20 protein-coding genes are annotated in these 19618 nt (G+C 64.5%); 11 read left to right on the forward strand and 9 right to left on the reverse strand.

The genetic code is table 11. The features are described 5' to 3' along the window. The first annotated feature begins 179 nt into the window (after nt 1–179). A complete protein-coding gene (locus NT151_11255; GenBank protein MCX6539490.1) occupies nt 180–1151 on the forward strand; it encodes a threonine dehydratase in 972 nt (323 codons plus the stop codon). A gap of 26 nt (nt 1152–1177) precedes the next feature. Here the strand turns inward: NT151_11255 and NT151_11260 are convergent, their stop codons facing one another. The 4 genes from NT151_11260 to lipA all read right to left on the reverse strand — a co-directional run bounded on the left by NT151_11260 (nt 1178) and on the right by lipA (nt 5553). After that, nucleotides 1178–2443, reverse strand: a complete 1266-nt coding sequence (locus tag NT151_11260; protein MCX6539491.1) for a dihydrolipoamide acetyltransferase family protein — start codon at nt 2441–2443, stop codon at nt 1178–1180. A gap of 101 nt (nt 2444–2544) precedes the next feature. After that, the gene (locus NT151_11265; protein ID MCX6539492.1) at nt 2545–3525 is read right to left on the reverse strand and encodes a pyruvate dehydrogenase complex E1 component subunit beta; all 981 of its coding nucleotides are present in this window, start codon (nt 3523–3525) and stop codon (nt 2545–2547) included. 5 nt (nt 3526–3530) lie between these two features. After that, nucleotides 3531–4571: a pyruvate dehydrogenase (acetyl-transferring) E1 component subunit alpha gene (gene pdhA, locus NT151_11270; GenBank protein MCX6539493.1), complete on the reverse strand. Its 1041-nt coding sequence runs from the start codon at nt 4569–4571 to the stop codon at nt 3531–3533. Nucleotides 4572–4638: 67 nt separating this feature from the next. Further along, complete coding sequence (gene lipA / locus NT151_11275; GenBank protein ID MCX6539494.1) at nt 4639–5553, reverse strand: lipoyl synthase; 915 nt, start codon at nt 5551–5553, stop codon at nt 4639–4641. A 232-nt stretch (nt 5554–5785) separates the two neighbouring features. Here lipA and NT151_11280 point away from each other — a divergent pair, with 232 nt between their 5' ends. The 5 genes from NT151_11280 to NT151_11300 all read left to right on the forward strand — a co-directional run bounded on the left by NT151_11280 (nt 5786) and on the right by NT151_11300 (nt 9569). Then, nucleotides 5786–6493, forward strand: a complete 708-nt coding sequence (locus NT151_11280; GenBank protein MCX6539495.1) for a metal-dependent hydrolase — start codon at nt 5786–5788, stop codon at nt 6491–6493. A gap of 116 nt (nt 6494–6609) precedes the next feature. Continuing rightward, on the forward strand, nt 6610–6870 hold the full coding sequence (locus tag NT151_11285; GenBank protein ID MCX6539496.1) for a ferredoxin family protein: 261 nt from the start codon (nt 6610–6612) through the stop codon (nt 6868–6870). Between the two features lie 97 nt (nt 6871–6967). Beyond that, nucleotides 6968–7504: an NADH-quinone oxidoreductase subunit NuoB gene (nuoB, locus tag NT151_11290; protein ID MCX6539497.1), complete on the forward strand. Its 537-nt coding sequence runs from the start codon at nt 6968–6970 to the stop codon at nt 7502–7504. Further along, nucleotides 7504–7968, forward strand: a complete 465-nt coding sequence (locus NT151_11295; protein ID MCX6539498.1) for an NADH-quinone oxidoreductase subunit I — start codon at nt 7504–7506, stop codon at nt 7966–7968. Before nuoB ends, NT151_11295 begins: the two co-directional genes overlap by 1 nt. An 86-nt stretch (nt 7969–8054) precedes the next feature. Next, nucleotides 8055–9569: a retroviral-like aspartic protease family protein gene (locus tag NT151_11300; protein MCX6539499.1), complete on the forward strand. Its 1515-nt coding sequence runs from the start codon at nt 8055–8057 to the stop codon at nt 9567–9569. Between the two features lie 92 nt (nt 9570–9661). Here the strand turns inward: NT151_11300 and NT151_11305 are convergent, their stop codons facing one another. Beyond that, nucleotides 9662–12778, reverse strand: a complete 3117-nt coding sequence (locus NT151_11305; GenBank protein MCX6539500.1) for a hypothetical protein — start codon at nt 12776–12778, stop codon at nt 9662–9664. A gap of 262 nt (nt 12779–13040) precedes the next feature. Between NT151_11305 and NT151_11310 the strand changes: the two genes are divergently transcribed. Both NT151_11310 and NT151_11315 read left to right on the forward strand, forming a co-directional pair. Beyond that, the gene (locus NT151_11310; protein ID MCX6539501.1) at nt 13041–13616 is read left to right on the forward strand and encodes a TlpA disulfide reductase family protein; all 576 of its coding nucleotides are present in this window, start codon (nt 13041–13043) and stop codon (nt 13614–13616) included. A gap of 12 nt (nt 13617–13628) precedes the next feature. Continuing rightward, entirely contained in the window at nt 13629–13856 is a 228-nt protein-coding gene (locus NT151_11315; GenBank protein MCX6539502.1) for a hypothetical protein, read from the forward strand. 22 nt (nt 13857–13878) lie between these two features. Here the strand turns inward: NT151_11315 and NT151_11320 are convergent, their stop codons facing one another. The 3 genes from NT151_11320 to NT151_11330 all read right to left on the reverse strand — a co-directional run bounded on the left by NT151_11320 (nt 13879) and on the right by NT151_11330 (nt 16863). Then, nucleotides 13879–14082 (reverse strand): hypothetical protein, encoded by a 204-nt coding sequence (locus NT151_11320; protein ID MCX6539503.1) that lies wholly within the window; start codon nt 14080–14082, stop codon nt 13879–13881. A 2-nt stretch (nt 14083–14084) separates the two neighbouring features. Then, nucleotides 14085–14957, reverse strand: coding sequence for an SPFH domain-containing protein (locus NT151_11325; protein MCX6539504.1), 873 nt, complete (start codon nt 14955–14957; stop codon nt 14085–14087). A 277-nt stretch (nt 14958–15234) separates the two neighbouring features. Then, a complete protein-coding gene (locus tag NT151_11330; GenBank protein ID MCX6539505.1) occupies nt 15235–16863 on the reverse strand; it encodes a thiamine pyrophosphate-binding protein in 1629 nt (542 codons plus the stop codon). Nucleotides 16864–17171: 308 nt separating this feature from the next. Here NT151_11330 and NT151_11335 point away from each other — a divergent pair, with 308 nt between their 5' ends. The 3 genes from NT151_11335 to NT151_11345 all read left to right on the forward strand — a co-directional run bounded on the left by NT151_11335 (nt 17172) and on the right by NT151_11345 (nt 18870). Beyond that, complete coding sequence (locus NT151_11335; protein ID MCX6539506.1) at nt 17172–17543, forward strand: hypothetical protein; 372 nt, start codon at nt 17172–17174, stop codon at nt 17541–17543. Nucleotides 17544–17643: 100 nt separating this feature from the next. Then, on the forward strand, nt 17644–17946 hold the full coding sequence (locus NT151_11340; protein MCX6539507.1) for a hypothetical protein: 303 nt from the start codon (nt 17644–17646) through the stop codon (nt 17944–17946). Nucleotides 17947–17976: 30 nt separating this feature from the next. Then, complete coding sequence (locus tag NT151_11345) at nt 17977–18870, forward strand: N-acyl homoserine lactonase family protein (GenBank protein MCX6539508.1); 894 nt, start codon at nt 17977–17979, stop codon at nt 18868–18870. A 47-nt stretch (nt 18871–18917) separates the two neighbouring features. On the opposite strand, the gene NT151_11350 is transcribed toward NT151_11345, so the two are convergent. Continuing rightward, a complete protein-coding gene (locus NT151_11350) occupies nt 18918–19613 on the reverse strand; it encodes a hypothetical protein (protein MCX6539509.1) in 696 nt (231 codons plus the stop codon). Nucleotides 19614–19618 lie beyond the last annotated feature (5 nt).

The following is a 19618-nucleotide window of genomic DNA, read 5'->3' on the forward strand; positions in this document are numbered from 1 at the left end:
CGCCCGTCGTGTCTGGATCTGATCACGTTGCTGCGCAATGAGGTGGTGGAACATCCGGATCTCGTGAAAGAATTCGACCTCGTGATCACTAACCGTGCGCTCACTCACGCCGCTGCGGCGTAAAATATGTAGAAACTCCAGGGGCGCGATTCATCGCGCCCGCGGGCGAAGCGACACCTATGGAACCACCAACCCTGCACGACATCTACGACGCGCGACCCCGCGTGTACCGGCACCTGCGGCCGACGCCCTTGCTGTCGCATCCGCTCCTGGCATCGGAGATTGGTACTGCGGTCTTCGTCAAGCACGAGAATCACAATCCGACCGGCGCCTTCAAGATTCGCGGCGGGTTGAACCTGGTGGCGACCCTCGGGGCGAGTGAACGCAGCGCGGGCGTGGTGACGGCGTCGACGGGCAATCACGGCCAGTCGCTGGCGATGGCGTGCGGCCTGCACCAGGTGCCCTGCACGATCTACGTGCCCAGGGCCAACAACCCGGAGAAGAACGCGGCGATGCGGGCGTACGGGGCGACGGTCATCGAACACGGCCACGACTTCGACGAGGCGCGGGGCCGGTGCGAGCAGGATGCAGGCGAGCGCGGGTACCGGTACGTCCACCCGGCCAATGAACCGCTGCTGCTGGCGGGCGTCGGCACCTACGCGCTCGAGATCTTCGAGGAACTGCCACGCGTGGACGTCGTATTCGTGCCAATCGGCGGCGGAAGCGGCGCATCCGGGCTGGTGACGGTTCGAAGCGCGATCGGCAACTCCACGCGCATCATCGGCGTGCAGGCGGCCCGGGCCGATGCCTTCACGCGATCGTGGCGATCAGGCACGCGCATTGTGGGCGATTACGCCGACACGTTTGCCGAGGGTGTCGCGACGCGCGTGACGTTCGACTTGACCTACGACCTCCTCAAACGCGAACTCGACGATATCGTCACCTTGACCGAGGATGAGCTGGCCGAGGGCGTCCGGCTGGCGCTGCGCGCGACGCACAACCTGGCGGAAGGCGCCGGCGCGGCTTCGCTTATGGCCGCCTGGAAGCTGCGCCGCGAACTGACCGGCAAAACGGTCGTGTGCGTGATGAGCGGCGGCAACATGGACACGACGGTCCTCCGGCGCATTCTGGGCGCCTCAGGACAATCGTAAAGGGCAAGGGAAGACGTAAGAGCCCTTTACGCCATCAACAGCGGATGCTCGAGGAAGCGCTTCAGCGTCTGGAGGAAGCGGGCACCGCTGGCGCCATCGGCGACCCGGTGGTCGACCGACAGGGTCGCCTTCATGCGGTAGCCCACCGTCACCTGGCCGTCGACCGCGATCGGCACCTGGCGAACCGCGCCGACGGCCAGAATAGCCGCCTCCGGCGGGTTGATGATGGCGGAGAACTGCTCGATGCCCATCATCCCGAGATTGGAAATAGAGAACGTGGCGCCGCTGTATTCGCTCGGCTGGAGTGTTCGCGCTCGGGCCCGTTCCGCCAGCGTGCGCGCCTCTTCGGAAATCTCCTCGAGCGGCTTCAGATCCGCATCCCGCAATACGGGCGTGATCAGGCCATCGTCAAGCGCCACGGCCATGCCGATGTGCACCCGCGCGAACTGCTTGACGTGATCGCCGGCGAACGACGCATTGATGTCGGGGTGCTGCCGCAGGGCCAGGGCGGTGGCCTTGATCACGATGTCGTTGATGGAGATCGATGACTTCTGATCACGCAACGCCTTGTAGGCGTCCCAGACGCGATCCATTGCCACGTCGATGGTGAGGTAAAAGTGCGGGATCGGGCCCTTGCTCTGCACGAGCCGCTTGGCAATGGTCCGCCGGACCGGCGAGAGCTCAATCTCCTGCGACTCCGGCGCGGCGTCGCGTGCGGCCACCATGGCCAACGCACGCGAACGCTGTGGCGCCACGGCCGATCCGGCCGACGGCGCCTGGGGCGCGTCGGTCGCGAGCGCGGCTTCGATATCGCGCTTGATGATGCGGCCCTGCGGACCGGTTCCGCGCAGGCTCTTCAGATCGACACCGGATTCCGCGGCCATGCGCAACGCGAGCGGCGAGGCCTTCAGGTGGCGGCCGGCCGCCATCGGTTCGGCGGGCGCAGCCTGGACCTGGCGAGGCGCCGCGTCGGCGACGGGTGCGGGGCGGGCTGGCGCGCTCTCGACGGGGGCGGCGGCAGCCGGCCCGGGCAGCAGCGCCGAGATGTCCTCGTCGGCCGTGCCAATCACCGCGATCTGCTGGCCCACCTTGACGAACTGACCCTCGGCCGCAACGATCTTACGCACGATGCCGTTCGTGTACGCTTCCATCTCGACGGTGGCCTTGTCGGTCTCCACTTCGGCCAGTGCCTGGCCGGTTTCGACCGGATCGCCTTCCTTCTTGATCCACCGGAGGATACGGCCCTCCTCCATGGTGTCACTCAACTTCGGCATCACAACGCGGGAAGCCATGGGATATTCCTCGTCAGAAGCAAGGAGCAAGGAGCAAGGAGCAAGAAAGGGTCAAGAACACACCGCCTCGAACCCCGAACCCCGAATCCCGAACCCCGACACTAATCCAGGTACAGCACCTCTCGCACAGCCGCCACCACGCGTGTGGGTGACGGCATGGCCATGTGCTCGAGATTCTTGGCGTAGGGCATCGGCACGTCGGCGCCGGTGACGCGCGTGACCGGCGCATCCAAATCGCTGAACGCGGCCTGCTGAATCTGGTAGGCGATCTGCGCCCCGAGCCCGACGTACGGCCAGCCTTCCTCGACAATCACGCACCGATTGGTCTTTCGCACAGACGCCAGGATCGGCGCGTCGTCAAACGGCCGCAGCGATCGCGGATCGACGATCTCGCACGAAATGCCCTCGGCGGCCAGCGTCTCGGCCGCCTTCATCGCCACGCTGACCATCTTCGACCAGGCGACCAGCGTGACGTCGGTGCCTTCGCGCTTGATGTCCGCCACCCCAATCGGGATCGTGTAGTCCTCGGCCGGCACCTCACCCTTCGATCCGTAGAGCGTCTCGCCCTCGAAGAAGATCACCGGGTCGTCGTCTCGGATGGCGCTCTTCAGCAGGCCCTTCGCGTCGTACGGTGTCGACGGTGCCACCACCTTCAGTCCGGGGACGTGCGCGTACCACGACTCAATCGACTGCGAGTGCTGCGCGGCGAGCTGGTGGGCCGCCCCTCCCGGGCCGCGCACCACGATGGGGATCTTGAACTGGCCTCCCGACATGTAGCGCATCTTGGCGGCGCCGTTGATGATCTGGTCCATGGCCAGCAGCGAGAAATTCCACGTCATCATCTCGATGACCGGCCTCAGGCCGACCATCGCCGCGCCAATGCCGACGCCGGTGAAGCCTTCCTCCGTGATGGGCGTGTCGATGATGCGGCGCTCACCGAATTCCTGCAGCAGGCCTTTGCTGACCTTGTAAGCGCCCTGATAGACGCCCACTTCTTCCCCCATCAGGAAGACGTTCGGGTCGCGCCGGAGTTCTTCACGCAGGGCCTGATTCAATGCGTCGCGATAACTGATGAGCGGCATGGCTATTATTGTTCACTCCGTCGGAAGGGGCCGTACGGTTCCGTGTACACGTCGGCGTAGAGATCATCGGCCGATGGTTCCGGGCTGGCCTCCGCGAACTGAATCGCCCGCTCGACGACCTCGCGCGCTTCCCGGTCGAACTGTTCGAGGTCTTTCTGGTCAACCAGGCCGGCCGCCAGCAGGTGGCCGAAGTACGCCTTGATCGGATCCTGCTGCTTCTGCTCCTCGACTTCTTCCTTCGTGCGGTAATGACCGTGTACCGGATCCGACATCGAGTGGCCCATGAACCGGTAGCATCGGGCCTCGATGAGCGTGGGTGCATGCTCGCGCCGGCCGCGTTCGACGGCCCGGCTGATGCAGTCGCGAACGGCCAGCACGTCCATACCGTCCACCGTCTCGCTGGCCATGTCGTAGGCGCATGCCCGCGCGGCCACGTCATAGATGGCCGAGGCGCGCTCGATCGAGGTGCCCATGCCGTACCGGTTGTTCTCGACGACGTAGATGCAGGGCAGCTTCCAGAGGGCCGCCATATTCAGCGATTCATGAAAGGCGCCGATGTTGACTGCGGCCTCGCCGAAAAAGCACAGCGTCACCTGGTCCTTCTGCTGGTACTTGCTGGCGAAGGCGACGCCGGTAGCGAGGGGAATGTGCCCGCCGACGATCGCGTGGCCGCCAAACATGCCCACCTTGCGGTCGAACAGGTGCATCGAGCCGCCCTTGCCCTTCGAGACGCCATCCCGGCGGCCGAACAGTTCCGCCATCACGCGGCCGGGATCGCAGCCTTTGACGATGGCGTGCACGTGATCCCGGTACGACGTGAAGATCACATCGTCTGGCCGGAGCGTCGAGAGCGCGCCAATCGCGACGGCCTCCTGGCCGATGTACAGGTGGCAGAAGCCGCCAATCTTCTGAAGCGCGTACATCTCGGCGCACTTCTCTTCGAAGCGCCGTCCCAGCAGCATCTTGTGGAGCATGTCGAGCAGCGTGGCCTTCGGGGTGTCGGCCAGCTGTCGGCTGATATGGTCCGGTGTCGTCGCTGTTGCCATGTCCGCTGTCTGTCTCCCTGTTGCCGCCGGCGTGCGAATCGACGGCGAGCTCGTGCGGGGTCTCCCGTCAGTCGCCGGCCGCTCGGCCTTCCGCCTGATCGAACGCGTCGGCTTGCTCGTGGGCATGATAGGAGCTCCTCACCAGAGGACCACACTCGACGTGTCCAAAGCCCATGTTGATCGCCGCCACGTTGAGCATCTCGAACTCGTCCGGGTGGTAGTACCGAGCCACCGGCAGGTGTGCCGAAGACGGGCTGAGGTACTGACCGATCGTGATGATACCGACGCCCACCTCGCGCAGGTCGGCCAGCGTCGCGATGACCTCCGGCCACTCCTCACCGAGCCCGACCATCACACCAGACTTCGTGGGGATGTCCGGCGCATACGTGCGGGTGCGGTCCAGCAGTTCGAGGGTGCGCGGGTAGCGACCGCCGGGCCGCGCCAGGCGGTAGAGGCGTGGCACGGTCTCGGTGTTGTGGTTCAGCACGTCCGGCCGCGCGTCGAGCACCGTGCGCAGCGCCTGCTCGTCGCCCTTGAAGTCGGGAATCAGGACTTCGATCCGGCACGACGGCCGTTCGGCCCGAATCCCGCGGATCGTGTCCGCGAAGATGCCCGAGCCGCCGTCCGGCAGGTCGTCGCGGTCAACCGACGTGATGACCACGTAGTTGAGCGCCATGTTGCCCACGGCCTCGGCCACGCGTGCCGGCTCTTCGCGATCCAGGCCAGGGGGTTTGCCGTGCCGAACCGCGCAGTAGGGACACGCTCGCGTGCAGACATCGCCGAGGATCATGAACGTCGCCGTGCCGTGGTGCCAGCACTCGCCGATGTTCGGGCAGTGCGCCTCTTCGCAAACCGTGTGGAGTCCCTGCGTGCGCATCAACCCCTTCAGCCGCACGTAGTTGGCGGAGCCTGGTGCGCGCACCTTCAGCCACTCGGGTTTCCTGACGGGTGAGACGAGGGGAAGCGGAACGGCGATGCTCATCAAATCGTCACGGGCGACACGCCGCCCACGCCGTAGCGCGCCCAAGATCAGTTCGGGATGCTCCGAACCGCGGGGGGCGGGGTCTGGCAAGGCTCGCAGTGGGTCGCCAAATTCCGATCATAGCACTCTTCTGATGGCGAAATCGTCTGCGGCGCCGCTGCTATACTCTCCGGTGATCCCGGCGGCGTCGGGGGTATTGGTGGCGCCGGGCACTCTGCTGCGAGGTGATGCCATGCTGCTGTCAGGGCTGTCGGTGACGTGGTTGGGACATGGGACGTTTCTGCTGGTGTCGCCCGAGGGACGCCGCATCCTGATTGACCCCTGGCTGGACGGCAACCCCTCCTGTCCGCCGGCCTTCAGGACGATCGACAAGGTCGATCTGATCCTGGTGACGCACGGGCACTTCGATCACGTGCATGATGCTGCCACCGTCGCGAAGGCGACCGGGGCGACCGTGGTCGGGATCTTCGAATTGTGCGACTGGCTCGCGAGCAAGGGCGTGACGACGGCGTCGGGGATGAACAAGGGCGGCACCCAGGAGCAGTGCGGTGTCAGGATCACGATGGTCGACGCCCGCCACAGTTCCAGCTGCGTGGACGACGGCGTCGTGACGTACCTTGGCGAGGCGGCCGGGTACGTGCTGCGGTTTAGCAACGGCCTCACGGTGTATTTCGCGGGCGACACGGCCGTGTTCGGCGACATGCGCCTCATCAGGGAACTCTACAGCCCGTCGATCGCGTTCCTGCCGATTGGCGATTTCTTTACCATGGATCCATCGGCGGCCGCCAAGGCCGTCGAACTGCTGGGCGTACGCAAGGTCATCCCCATGCACTACGGGACGTTCCCCATCCTCACCGGCCGGCCGGAGCAGCTGCGCGAACTGGTGGCGCCGCTGGGCGTCGAGGTGGTGGAAATGCAGCCGGGGCAGACGCTGGCTTGACGGCCTATTGGATGGCGGGATAGTTTGATAGTTATAGGCGCGCCGATCTGAGCGTCGACGGCGGATCGCGGACCCTGGGCACCCGGGTGCGTGGGGCCAACGGAGGAATGACGAGAATGGCGTACATCATTTGCGAACCGTGTGTGGGGACCAAGGACACTGCCTGCGTCGATGTGTGTCCGGTCGACTGCATCCACCCGCGGAAAGACGAACCTGAATTCCAGACGGCCGAACTGCTCTATATCCATCCGGATGAGTGCATCGACTGCGGCGCGTGCGTGCCAGCGTGCCCGGTCGAGGCGATCTTTGCGCTGGACGAAACGCCTGAGAAGTGGAAGCATTTCATCGCGAAGAACGCGGAGTACTATCAGAAGTAGCCGCGTCTTCGGCCAGGGCGTGACGGGCCCAGGCGCCCAAGGCGCCTGGGGGCCGGCCGCCGCCGACAAGACGGTCCCCGGGAGCGAGGATGTCGACATGGGTCTGATTGATCATCGGTTCGCGGACAACATCATCACCACGAACCTGGACAGCGTCATCGCCTGGGCGCGCAAGAACTCGCTGTGGCCGATGGGATTCGGCCTGGCGTGCTGCGCCATCGAGATGATCGCGGCGGGTGGGTCGCGCTTCGATATCGCGAGGTTCGGGTCGGAAGTCTTCCGGGCGTCTCCCCGTCAGGCTGACCTGATGATCGTGGCCGGCACCGTGACCAAGAAGATGGCGCCCGTACTGCGGCGGTTGTACGACCAGATGGCCGAGCCGAAGTGGGTGATTTCGATGGGCAGTTGCTCGAACGCGGGCGGCCCGTTCCCGACCTACAGCGTCCTGCAGGGCGTCGACAAAGTGGTCCCCGTTGACGTCTACGTGTCCGGTTGTCCTCCGCGACCAGAAGCGCTCTTTTACGGCATCATGAGGTTGCAGGACAAGATCCGCAAGGAGAACACCACCTTCCGCAAGGAACGGGCGATTCACCTGGGCGGAACCGAGCCCATTCTCGTCGAGGACCGCGGCTGATGTTCAAGGACTTCCTGCGCTCGATCTTCCTGGTCGATCTGGCCAAGGGGTTGTGGCTGACGCTCAAATACACGCCCCAGCCGGCGTTCACCTTCCAGTACCCGTCCGAGCGGCGGCAGGTGGCCCCGCGATTCAGGGGCGTGCTGCGTCTTCAGGTCGAGCCCGGCACGGGCGCGCAGACCTGTATCGTCTGCGACCAGTGTGCCAAGGCCTGTCCCGACGATCTGATCTCGCTTGGCGGCCACCGTGAGGCCGGGCTGAAGATCAAGGTGCTCGACTACTTCGATTTCAATCTCTCGCGGTGCAGCTTCTGCGGCCTCTGTTCGGAGGTGTGCCCGACCAAGCCGGTCAAGGCCCTGATCATGAGCGAGGACTACGAGCTGGGCAGCTATAGCCGCGAGGCGCAGATCATGCGGGTCGACGACATGTACGACGGCGTCGCCATCGAACCCTACACGCACTGATATCCGTTTTTTTTCGCGTTACCCGGGATCTCGGTTCCATCGTCGGGCGTCCAAGAGAACACGCTTCATTTCTTGGCGGGGGATGCATGGCAGTCCGAGCACGCTCGTTGTCTGCGCTGCTGGCGGTCGTGGTCGCTCTGGGCCTGGTGAGCGTCCTTCGCGGCAGCGCGCAATCCGACACCCCTGACCTCCAGCTCCAGCGGGGGCGGACCTTCTACGGAGAAGGCCGCTATGGCGAAGCCCTGACGGCATTTATCCAGGCGGCCCGGGCAGAAACCCCGGCCATCAAGAGGCCGGCTCAGATTGGCGTGCTGCAGACCGCGCTGCGCGTCGCCGAGTTCGACCTGGCCCGGTCGACAGCGATGGCGCTCCGGCAGGAACGGCCTGCGGATTCGGGGATTCTCTCGTTGTACGGCGATGCGATGTGGTCGGCCGGCCTGTTTGAGGAAGCCAGCGAGGCCTATACGAGCGCAGCGGCGCTCAATCCGGATGAGGCGCGCGCCCACAACGGCCTGGCGAGGGTACTCTCGGCCAGAATCCGGTATGCAGAGGCCCTGGAGCAGGCGCTCACCGCAATCAGGCTGGCTCCGCAGGAGGGCGACTTCTCCTTCACGCTGGGCACCACCTACCAGCGGATGGGGCGCTACGAGGAGGCCTCGGCCGCGTTCGAACGCTTTATCACCCTGCTGCCCAGGGGAGAGAAGGATGACCGGGCGCTCTTCGCGCGCTCCACGATCAAGGCCTTGCGCTCGTACGGCAAGGATGTGCCCAACAACATTGCGGGAAGGCCCGACACCGTGTACGTGCTGCCGTTCCGTCTTTCCGATGAGAAGATCGTCGTGGCGGGCCGAATCAACCGGGGGTCGGAAATCGAGTTCGTCGTCGACACGGGCGCCGAGTTGGCCACCCTGTCGCGCCGCGCGGCCGAACGCCAGGGCGTGACCCCCATCGCGTACACCATCAGCGCCGGTGTCGGCGAGATCGGCCTGCGCGGACTGCAGATCGGGCGGATCGACAGTCTCGAACTCGGGTCGCTCCGCGTGCAGAACGTGCCCTGCATCATCAAGACGCCCGCGCTCGTGGATCTGCCCACGGCGGAACGCGAAAGCGTCTCGCCGCTGGCCCTCGGCTTGTCGATGGCCGTCGACTACAAGAAGCGCACAATCACGCTGGCGCGCCATCTTCCGGCCGACACGGCACGACCCGACGAGACGATGAGCCTCTGGATGACCCGTCTCGCGACGGTTCGAGGGATGGTGGGTGACCAGCAGCCGCGCAGCTTTGTCGTCGACACCGGTGGCCAGGTGATCTCGATCAGCACCGATACCGCGAAAGCGCTGCCCACAATGCCCGGCGTGTCTCGCATCGCCCTCAAGGTCTACGGGGCGTCAGGATGGGACCGGGACGCGTACCTGTTGTCGGGTGTGAGCCTGGCGTTCAACGACATTCGGTTCAATAAGATGTCGGTCGTCGTGCTCAACCTGCGCGCGCCGAGCGTGCTGCTGGGATATGAACTCGGCGGCATCGTTGGCCACCAGTTCCTGAGCAACTATCACGTGTCGTTCGACCTGGAGAAGGCCGAACTGAGGCTGAAGAAATAAGGAAAAGGGGTCGGACCTCATTTCAATTTCTGCAACCGGTTCGTTATCCGGCAAGAAATGAAATGAGGTCCGACCCCATTCTCCGGGGTCCTCTAGAAGTCGTAGCCGATCCAGAACTGGAAGCGGGCCTTACGGAAGGCGGCGCTCCCGCCAGTGGTCGCGAACAGGACATCCTCCCACGACTTGTTGAGAAGGGTCCGCCACGACCAGTCGAAGTGGATCGGGAAGCCTAACGCAAACGTCTCGAGTCCAATCCCGTACGAGGCCCGGCCGTCGACGAGGCGGAAGCCCGAGATCGTCGTGGGGTCTCCATAGATGGGAGTTGCCCCGCCGGTCACCGGGTCGATCGTGTAGTTGATGATCGGCGTCATCGTCTGCGCCTGGCTCGTCGAGAACTGGTATCCCGATCCCGAGAACCACGCGCCACCCATGTTGGCGAAGAACACGCCCCGGATGCCACCGAGGATCCCGATCGGCGTGGCCATCGCGTCAATCAGCGGGAAGCGCAGTTCCGCGTTTCCGAAGAACGCGTTCTGGCCGATGAACTCCAGGTAATCGTAGCCGCGCATGTCGGAGTTCCCGCCGAAGTACGTGTAGCTGGGCGTCGAGCCCCAGCTCTTGTATCCCTTCGCGCGGAATGCGAGCAGGCCCGTCGAACCAAACTTGAAGTACTTGCGGACATCGCCGTCCACCGCCTGCCAGGACAGATTCTTGGTGACCGGCGGCGCGACCTCGTAACTCGCTCGCATCGTGCTGCCCGCCAGGGGGCCGAACTCCCTGAAAATCGTGGTTTCCTGCACGAACGCCAGGCCGATCGGCGCGTACCAGCCATTCCGGAAGAGCGAACGCCCGTACGTCTGCTGCTGGTACTGGGTGGAGTAGTCCGCCAGGGACTGGTCGTTGTAGCTCTCCTTGACGTAGGCGAATCCCGCCGACAGTTCCACACGCGAGTACCGGCTCAGCGGGTAGATCCCAAACGCCGTGACACCCCGGTTGGACCGGGTCGACGTGGCGAGGCTGCGATCGATATACGGGTCGTAGATCGGATCGTAGTAGACCCCCGCCAACTGGGCGTAATAGAACTCATCCTGCCAGTATCCCTGGAGCGCGTACTGGAACCGGTGCTCGAGATTGATCATCGATCCCGCGAACGTCCGGTACTGGGACATGGACGAAGCGAAGAAATCCAGGCGCTTGTCGCCCAGCACGTCGGTGAAGGAAACCGCGGTGCCCCCGAACAGATTCCCGCCGCTGGTGACGCCGACGTTGATTGGCGGTCGGCCTTCGAGGAACAGTTTGTCCCAGCTGCCTTTGCGCTTGGAGTTTTCCGCGATCAGCGTGTGGCTGAGCGGCGCCTGGAAGTCGATGATGGGCCCGGGAGCGCCAAAGTCGCTCGTATTGGCCGTCATCGTGGCTTCCTTGCGGTCGAGCATGTGCAGCTCGTAGTCGCCCTTGTAGTACGACACGAACGCGGTGCGCGTCGTCTTGCCGTCGCGGAGGATGACGGGCGAGAAGTTTCCGCCAATCGTGTCGGTCCACTGCTTCAGCTCGCCGGTCTTCAGGTTCAGCGTCCACAGGTTGTAGATGCTGCCGTTGCGGGCGACCTCCGGTTCGATCGCCTTGTTCGGGTCGGTGGCGGTCGACGGGAAGATGACCGTCTCGGCGTCGGTGAACTTTGCCGCCGCATCGTCGTGCGTGCCGAAGGTCAGTTGCGTCTTCTTGCCCGTGGTGAGATCGATCTTGAAGAGCTTTTCGTTCCCGCTGATCCGGGCCAGGTACACCACCGTCTTCCCGTCGGGCGAGAAGGTCGGCGCGTAGTCGGCGAAGTCGTCCTTCGTCAGGTTGTCAACCTTCCCCGACTCGAGATCCAGGGTGAAGATGTCGCCGATGCCGTTCTGCATCGCGGCAAACGCGATCCGCCGTCCATCGGGCGAAAACGTCGGCGACTCGGGCTCGTCGACGGTCTTCAGCTCGATGCGCTTCTCAATCTTCCGCGTGAGGACGTTCTGGATGACGATGGCCTTGTACTTCTCCTTGCGCACCACGTAGGCCAGGCGGTCACCGGTAGGGGCCCAGGCCAGCCAGGGAATCGTGACCCAGCGCTCGCCTGGCGTGACGATGTAGTCGAAGCCCATCCCCTGGTCGAATCCCGGCGTCAGATTCCGGATGACCTTTCCGTCCTTGGCCGAGATGAGGACGATGTCCATCTCCCGGTCCTTGCGGTTGACCGTGGCTGCCGCGAGCAGGTCGCCCGACGGCGAGGGTTCCACCGTGAAGACATCCATGAACGACGTCCGCTCCGGCTTCGGGGCCAGGTTCTTTCCGTAGTCGCCTGGCGTCTCCTTGTCGCGGAACGGCTTGAACCGCGCCTTGAGGTACCGGTCGAACTGCTGATCGAAGTCGTCGCCGTCCATCTGGAACGCGGTCTGGAAGGCGCTCTCGCCCCCGCCGATGATGTTCTTGCGCATCGAGAACAGGAACTGGCGCAATCCTTCCTTGCCCCATTTCGATTCGATGAACTCGAAGGCGGCATGTCCGAGGTTGTAGACGAGTCTCGGGTTATTGGTATCCCCGTAACCCTCGAGGTGGCTCATCTTCGGGATGATGTCGGCGATGGCGGCATCACGCACGGTCATCAGGTCGATCGGCCGCCACAGGCCGGTCATGTAGTCCGACAACCCCTCGGCCACCCACAGCGGTGTCGACTGCCGCACGAGCGACTGCGGGATGATGTCGAACTCGAAGATGTGGGTCAGTTCGTGGACGATCAGGTGATAGAGCAGGTCCGGCGGGCTGTCGAGCGGCAGCAGCATCCGGTTTCGGGTCGGTTCGGCGAATGCCCCGACGCCCTCTTCGGCAGCGCCGGGAATGACGTTCTCCTGCTCGAATTCGCTGTGCGTCTTGAAGACAATCAGCGGGATCTTGAACGCCAGATCGTGCTTGAGGTCGGCGCTGATCTGCTGGTAGGCGCTCTCGGCATACCCGGCGATCTTTTCGAGATGCTTGTCTACACCGGTGTAGTAGTAGATCTCGAAGTGCTCGGTCTTGTAGATGTGCCAATCGAACCGGTCGTACCGGACGATGTTCTTCCCGTAGTACGGGACGTACGGCGTCTGGGCGGATACGTCGGCGGCCGGGCACAGCAGAGCCAGGGCCACGACGACGGCCAGCCAGATCGCCACGACAGTGCGCGTCGGGCGCGTAGGCATTCCATCACCTCGCCAGCGGAATCTCAAAGGCAAGCGGACATCACGTGGATGCCATATTACCGTCTCTAAGACGCGGCCTGCAATCCTCCAGATCCGCCCGATTGACCTTTGGTGGCGGATGGGGTTCTATGTAGAGGAGCGGGGCGCTGACTCCGGCCAGGGGGCCGAGGCTCGGCCTGAACGTGCTGAGCGAGCTTGTTGACCGGATCGCCTCGCGAGAATACCCGACCGTAATTGCGAGTCGAAGCACGAAGGACGACACATGAGTATCCGTTGGCTGGTGGCGGCGGTCGCAGCGGCTGGGCTCGCGGCGGCCGTCATTTGGGGTGGAACGCACGCGCCCGCGGCTGGAGGAGCGACGACGTCGGGAGCAGCGGCGACGGCGTCGAAGGCACTGAGTCCTGAGGTGTGTGACGCCGGCGCCAAGCCGGCCAATCTCAACTTCACGCTCAAAGACGTCAACGGGGCGGATGTCAGCCTCGCGTCCTTCACAGGAAAGGTCATTGTGCTCGACTTCTGGGCCACCTGGTGCGGGCCCTGCAAGCTCGAGATACCCGGGTTCGTCGAACTGCACGAGAAGTACAAGGACCGCGGCGTGACGGTGGTGGGCATCCAGGTCCAGGACAACGAGGATGGTCTGAAGCCGTTCGTGCAGCAGTTCAAGATGACGTACCCGGTGCTGGTCGGGAATGGAAATGCCAACCTCGAAGAGGCCTTTGCGCCGATCTGGGGGCTGCCGACCACGTTCATCATCAGCCGGGATGGACTGATCTGCCGGAAGCGCATGGGGCTGCATGCGAAGGAGCAGTTCGAAAAAGACGTGCTCGGTCTCCTGTAGTATGATCCTCCTGTGACCACCAAAGGATTCGCCAACGCCACCCTCGCCTGCGGTTGCCGTCTGGCGTTCCGCGATGGCGTGGAGGGCAGCCCGGTCACCGTGGTGCTGGAGTCGAAGTCGCCAGGTTGCGCCGTGCCGTGGCACGTGTCTGGGCTTCCGGTGTTCGACCACCGCGAAGCGCTGCGGCCGCCGACACGCCTGCTGCCGGCCAAGGAAGAGGGCTTCGAAGAAGAGGGCTAGCCCCGCGACGAGCGGGGTTTGATCAGGATCGCGGGTCGCCGGATTCACTCCGGCGACCCGTTTTCGTTTCAGGAGCATGCCGAACCCGGCCCGCATCCTGCACCGCCCGCCTGAGCAGAAACTCGATCTGCGCGTTGAGGCTGCGCAACTCGTCGTTGGCCCAGCGCTGGACCGCGTCGAGCAGGTCCGGATCGACACGAAGCAGAAACGCGCGTCGGTCGGCCATCGCTATTGGTAGAGCGTCCCGGTATTGACCACCGGCTGCGCCGCACGCTCGCCGCACAGCACGACCAGCAGGTTGCTGACCATGGTCGCCTTCCGTTCCTCGTCCAGGCGCACGATGCCTTTCCGGTTGAGCATCTCGAGCGCCATCTCGACCATCCCGACCGCACCCTCAACGATGCGCTGCCGTGCGGCGATAATCGCCCCGGCCTGCTGGCGCTGGAGCATCGCGGCCGCGATCTCCGCCGCGTAGGCCAGGTGGCTGAATCGCGCCTCAATCACCTCGACGCCGGCCTTCGACAGCCGGTCCTGGATTTCGGTCTTGAGGTGTGCGGCGACCTCGGCAGTATTGCCGCGCAGCGACATCTCGTGCTCGATGTGCGTATCGTACGGGTAACTGGTCGTCAGGTTGCGCAGCGCGGCCTCGCTCTGCACGTGGACGTAGTTGTTGTAGTCGTCGACTTCGAAGCAGGCCTCCGCGGTTTCGACCACCCTCCAGACGACAACGGCCGCGATGTCGATCGGGTTGCCATCCCGGTCGTTGACTTTCAGCCGGGTTGTCTCGAAATTCCGGATCCGCTGCGAAATCCGTCGCTTGGTGAAGAACGGATTCGCCCAGCGCAGGCCCGGCACCTTGACGGTGCCCACGTAGCGGCCAAACAGCTGCAGCACCTTGGCTTCGTTCGGGTTGATCACGAACAGGCCCGTCAGCAGGGTGAAGTCGATCACCCAGACGAGCACCCAGAACACGATCATCCAGACGGAGATGGGCTCCTGGACTGCGTTGATGAAGCCGAACGTGCTTCCAACCAGCACGACCAGCAGAACGGGCAGCGCCACCCAGCCCGATATGGCGGAACGTTCGATTTCTCTGATCATGAGTCTGCCTCCTCTATGCTTTCGAAATGATATCACTATGAAATCTCGGTGTCAACTGTCTTTGGGCGGGAGATGGTTCCCGGAGCGGCCCCTCAAACCAGGCCGACAGCAAAGCCCTGAGCGAAGTCGAAGGGCGGCAGTCTGCAAAACTCGTTGGAGGCCAAAGGGATCAGCCGGCGTTTTCGTCCGCGGAGCGGCAGCCGGCGTCGAGCGGCCCGCCTCCGGACGGAAATGAGTTTTGCCGGCTTGCGTGAGCGGGGCTGCGGAGGGAACCGCCTCACGCCCGCTGTGCAGGAGCGTTGTGCTCCCGGTACTCGGCGGGGTCGATGGGCACCTCGATCACAGCCGGGCAATCGAGGCGCTGCGCTTCGATGACCGCTGTGTCGAGTTCATCGAGCGACTCGACCCGACGCGCCCACGCGCCCAGGCCACGCGCAATCGCCGCGACATCGACCGGGCCGAATCCAACGCCGTAGTCTGGGTACCCGCGATTGGCCTGCACCACGCGAATCAGGCTCAACGCGCTGTCGTTGTAAACCACCGTCACGAAGTGAATCCCGCGACGCACGCAGGTCTCGATCTCGGCCATGGTCATCCCGAACCCACCGTCTCCGATCGTGCACAGCACCGGCCGTTCGGGATGTGCGAGCTTCGCGGCCATGGCCGCCGGAAGACCGTAGCTCATGGAGGAGAGCCCGTTCGACACGAAGAACGTCCCGCCTTCGTACGTCGTCCAAGCCTGGGACACGATGAACTTGATAGAACCCACATCAGTCGCGTGAAGCGTCTCACGCGGATAGAGTGAGCGCAACCGTCGCGTGACCTCGTAGGGCGAGAGGCCAGACGATGGCCGCTCGCGAGGCTGCAGCGCGTGGAGCAGACGCTCCCTGTGGGCCGACCAGTCGGCATCCGACCATTCGAACGGACCGAAGCTCATCTGCAGCAGCGCCGCGAGGCCGTCGCTGACGTTCCCTGTCACCTCGAATCTTGGACGAAACTCCCCCGCGGCGATCGACACGGGTGCGAGCGAGACCAGATTCATCGTCTGATGCCAGAGCTTGTCGGATTCGACAGGATCGTAGCCAATGCCCACCAGCAGGTCTGATTGGCCGAAGAGGTCCAGAATGGCGCCGTCGGCGGCAACCCCCGCGCAGACACCGCAGAACAACGGGTGATCCTCGGGCAGAATGCCCTTGGCTTTCGGGGTAACAACGACCGGCATGCCGAGGTGTTCGACGAAAGCGAGCACCATGGCAGCGTCGGTTGAGGGATCGAGGTCGACGCCGAGCACCAGGATGGGCCGGCGCGACCGGCGGATTTCCGCTGCGAACTGGTCGAGCGCGGCAGGCGACGGGGCATGTGCCGGCGTTACGTCGAGGCCGATTGACGGCGGGTCGGCTCCGGGTCGATCCTCGGCCCTCGCGACATCGCTTGGGATGGCGAGGTGCACCGGGCCCATGCGCGGCTGGAGGCACAGGCGGTACGCCTGCCGGACCTTGGCCGCCGTGGCCTCACCATCGAGCGTGATGGCGGCTTTCGTGAACGGTCGGTAGATGGCGTTGAGGTCGAGGTTCTGATGCGTCGCGTACGGCGCCGCCGATCGCGCGAGCGCCGCCGTGATCGCCAGCACGGGAGACCGATCGAGGTAGGCGTTGGCGACGCCGAGCGCCATGTTCACCGCGCCCGGCCCGAGCGTCGACACACAGACGCCCGGCCGTCGTTCGATCTGCCCCGTCACATCGGCCATGAACGAAGCGGCCGCTTCGTGGCGGGTCAGGATGAAGTCGATGCCGACCTTGCGGGCGGCCTCAATGAAATCCAGGATCTCGCCGCCCGGTAGCCCGAACATCCGTGTGATACCGGCTTCGGCCAGTGTTCGAGCGACCACGTCAGCACAGCTCGCCATTGATTCCTCTCCCGAATAGCACGTTTGCTGCTGCTTCCCGCCTCGATCGCTGTGGCCGCCAGCGCCTTCGCGGCCCGCATCATGCCATTCTCGCCGATGTCATGCCGCCCCAGGCAACCTTCTGCCAGTTGTGTCCCGATGCGCCGCAGTTGACAGTCATCGCGGTCAGAACCGGGAACTCGCCGGGGTGTGACTCACCATGCCCGGACAGAGGAGCGAAGCAAGAAGTCAAGGAGTGTAGGCCGGGTGGCCGGGTCTTCAGACCCGGCGACGTGGGCGGGGCGGCCAGAGGCATTACTATAGGAGCCGTGCATGGACGTGTCTGCGGTATCGCGCGGTCATTGGTCCTGTCGGCCCTGGTGCCGGTGGTGGCCGGGTTCGCGTCCTGCTACAAAGAGCAGCCGCGCCCGATTATCGTCGCGAACAATGTGGTCACGGTGCAGAACCTGAGCTCGGAGGAGTGGCGGGGCGTCGAGGTCTGGTTGAACTACCATTACCGGGTGACCAAACCCTCGATGCCGCCGGGTGAACGGCTTGGCATTCCGCTGGACGTCTTCGTGGCTGGTTTCGGGCAACGATTCGACGTCAGGCGGCAGGTGGTTCAGACGATCCAGGTGAAGGCGAAGACGACGTCGGGTGCGCCGGTCGACCTGATGTTTGGCAGCGGCCCCCGACGATAGCGGCGCGCGACGCGAGAATATCAGGAATGGAGACCGCTTGAGTTGATGGCGCCTCTGGCGCGGGCCGATGAGACGTGCGGGTGAGGAGTGGGAGTCCGTTGTGGCGAAAATAAAGTCCGAACTCGAAATCACGTGCCCGTGCTGCTCGGCCGTGATCGTTATCGACAAGAATCTCGACCAGGTGATCTCGCACCGCGAACCGCCTCGCGCGGACACGCCTGACCTTGATCGCGCTGCACAGTTGGTGGCCGCCGAGAAGACGCGGCGCGAAGCCGCCTTCGAGCAGTCGGTGCAGACCCAGAAGACCCGCGGTGACGCGTTGTCGAAACGGTTCGAGGAGGCGATGCGTGCCGCACGCGAGGAGCCGATCTCGAAGCCGAAGCGGGATTTCGATCTCGACTGACACGTTATCGCCAATTTCAAAGGGGCGACCATGAAGCGACAGTGGGCGCGAAACTTCGCAGGTGTTGTTCTGATCCTCGTGATGCTCGCGTGGACGGTCTTCGCCTGGCCGGCGTCGCGAGCCGGCGCTAGTATCCGGGTTCAGTCTTTGCAGAGCGCAGGCGCGTACGAGGTCTACGCCGTGCGCTACGGCATCCTGCCCGATTTCCGCGTCTCAGCGCTGGTTGTCGGTGCAGAGCCCACACGCCGCCTCGACATTCCCGTGGCCTTCTGGGTCATCAAGGCACCCGGGCGGCGCGTGTTCCTGGTCGACTGCGGGTTCTATCGCGATAATTTGATCCAGCAGTGGAAGGTCAAGGACTATGTCCGGCCGCCGGCCGCGATCGCGGCGCTCGGCCTCCAACCCGAGGACGTCACCGACATCGTCATCACGCATATGCACTGGGACCACGCCGGCAGCCTGGACCTGTTCCCGAAGGCGGCCATTTGGATCCAGCGCGACGAGTTCACGTACTACACCGGCGACGCATGGCAGCCGGGCGGCTCGCACGGCGGGATCGAGGCGGCCGACGTGCAGGCGCTGGTGCGGGCGAACACGGAGGGCCGCGTGAAACTGCTGCAAAGGGACCAGGAAATCCTGCCGGGGCTCGAGGCGCACCAGGGCGGTTGCCACACGCACGCGTCGCAGTTCCTCTCCGTCAAGACAGATGCGGGAACCGTGGTCGTCGCGTCCGACAACGTCTATCTATACGAGAACCTCGAGAAACAGGCGCCTGTGGCTGGTGCGGATCGCGCGTGCAACCTGGACGCGCAAAAGCGCATCCTGCAACTCGCGTCCGATCCGCGCTTGGTGGTACCCGGTCACGATCCCGCGGTGTTCACGCGGTTCCGCGCCGTGGCTCCCGGCGTCGTGCGGATTCAGTAGCCGACCTGCCTGCGAGGGGGCGTCTTCGCAGCGTCGCTCTCGTACGATCACACCCACGGCCGGAAATAGCCGCGGCGCGTGTATGGGTCCGGCAGGGCCGTCCAACGTTCGCGGCCGGGGTAGTCGAGCGGTTTTCGATCTGGATACCGTTCGCGAAACGCTTCGTAGCGCGCTCGAAGGCACCGCTCGCGCCGACGATCGTAGGGTAGCGCCGCGTGCGAGTACTCAATGAGCATCTGCTCGGCTTTCCAGACGTTCTTGTCTGATAGCCGCCAGTCGTACCCGCCAAGCTCCTTCTGCAGATCGACGACGGCAAACGCCGTGACGCACGCGGTAAAATCGATGTAGGACTCGAAATAGCTCTGCGCCAGCGCGCGGGCCGAGCGGAAGACGGGCTTGCGCCCGTGCAGTCCAGGGTCACGTGATCGGGCGACCGATCCCCATCGACCATTCCGTCGGTAGACGAACAGCACGTGGTCGAGCTTGTCGATCGACTCGAAGCTCAGCACGAGCGGCGGGTAGCCATGCTGCTCGAGGATGACGGCCGCCGCGAGCGCGGCCTCCAGGCAATGCGCGGTCCGATCGTGGACGACGCCCCGGAAACTTCTCAGCGTCTCGCCGATCGGCCTGGCCTCGTTGTTATAGGGCAGTTCGTTGAGAAACGCCTGGACCAGTTGGGGCGTGCGCAACCGGCGGATGAGGCGCCGCTCCTCGGCGGTGAATTCCGTGAGCGATGGGGGCATGCGTT

This window comes from Acidobacteriota bacterium (genome assembly GCA_026393675.1).
In the GTDB taxonomy this organism is placed as follows: Bacteria; Acidobacteriota; Vicinamibacteria; order Vicinamibacterales; family JAKQTR01; genus JBAXOX01.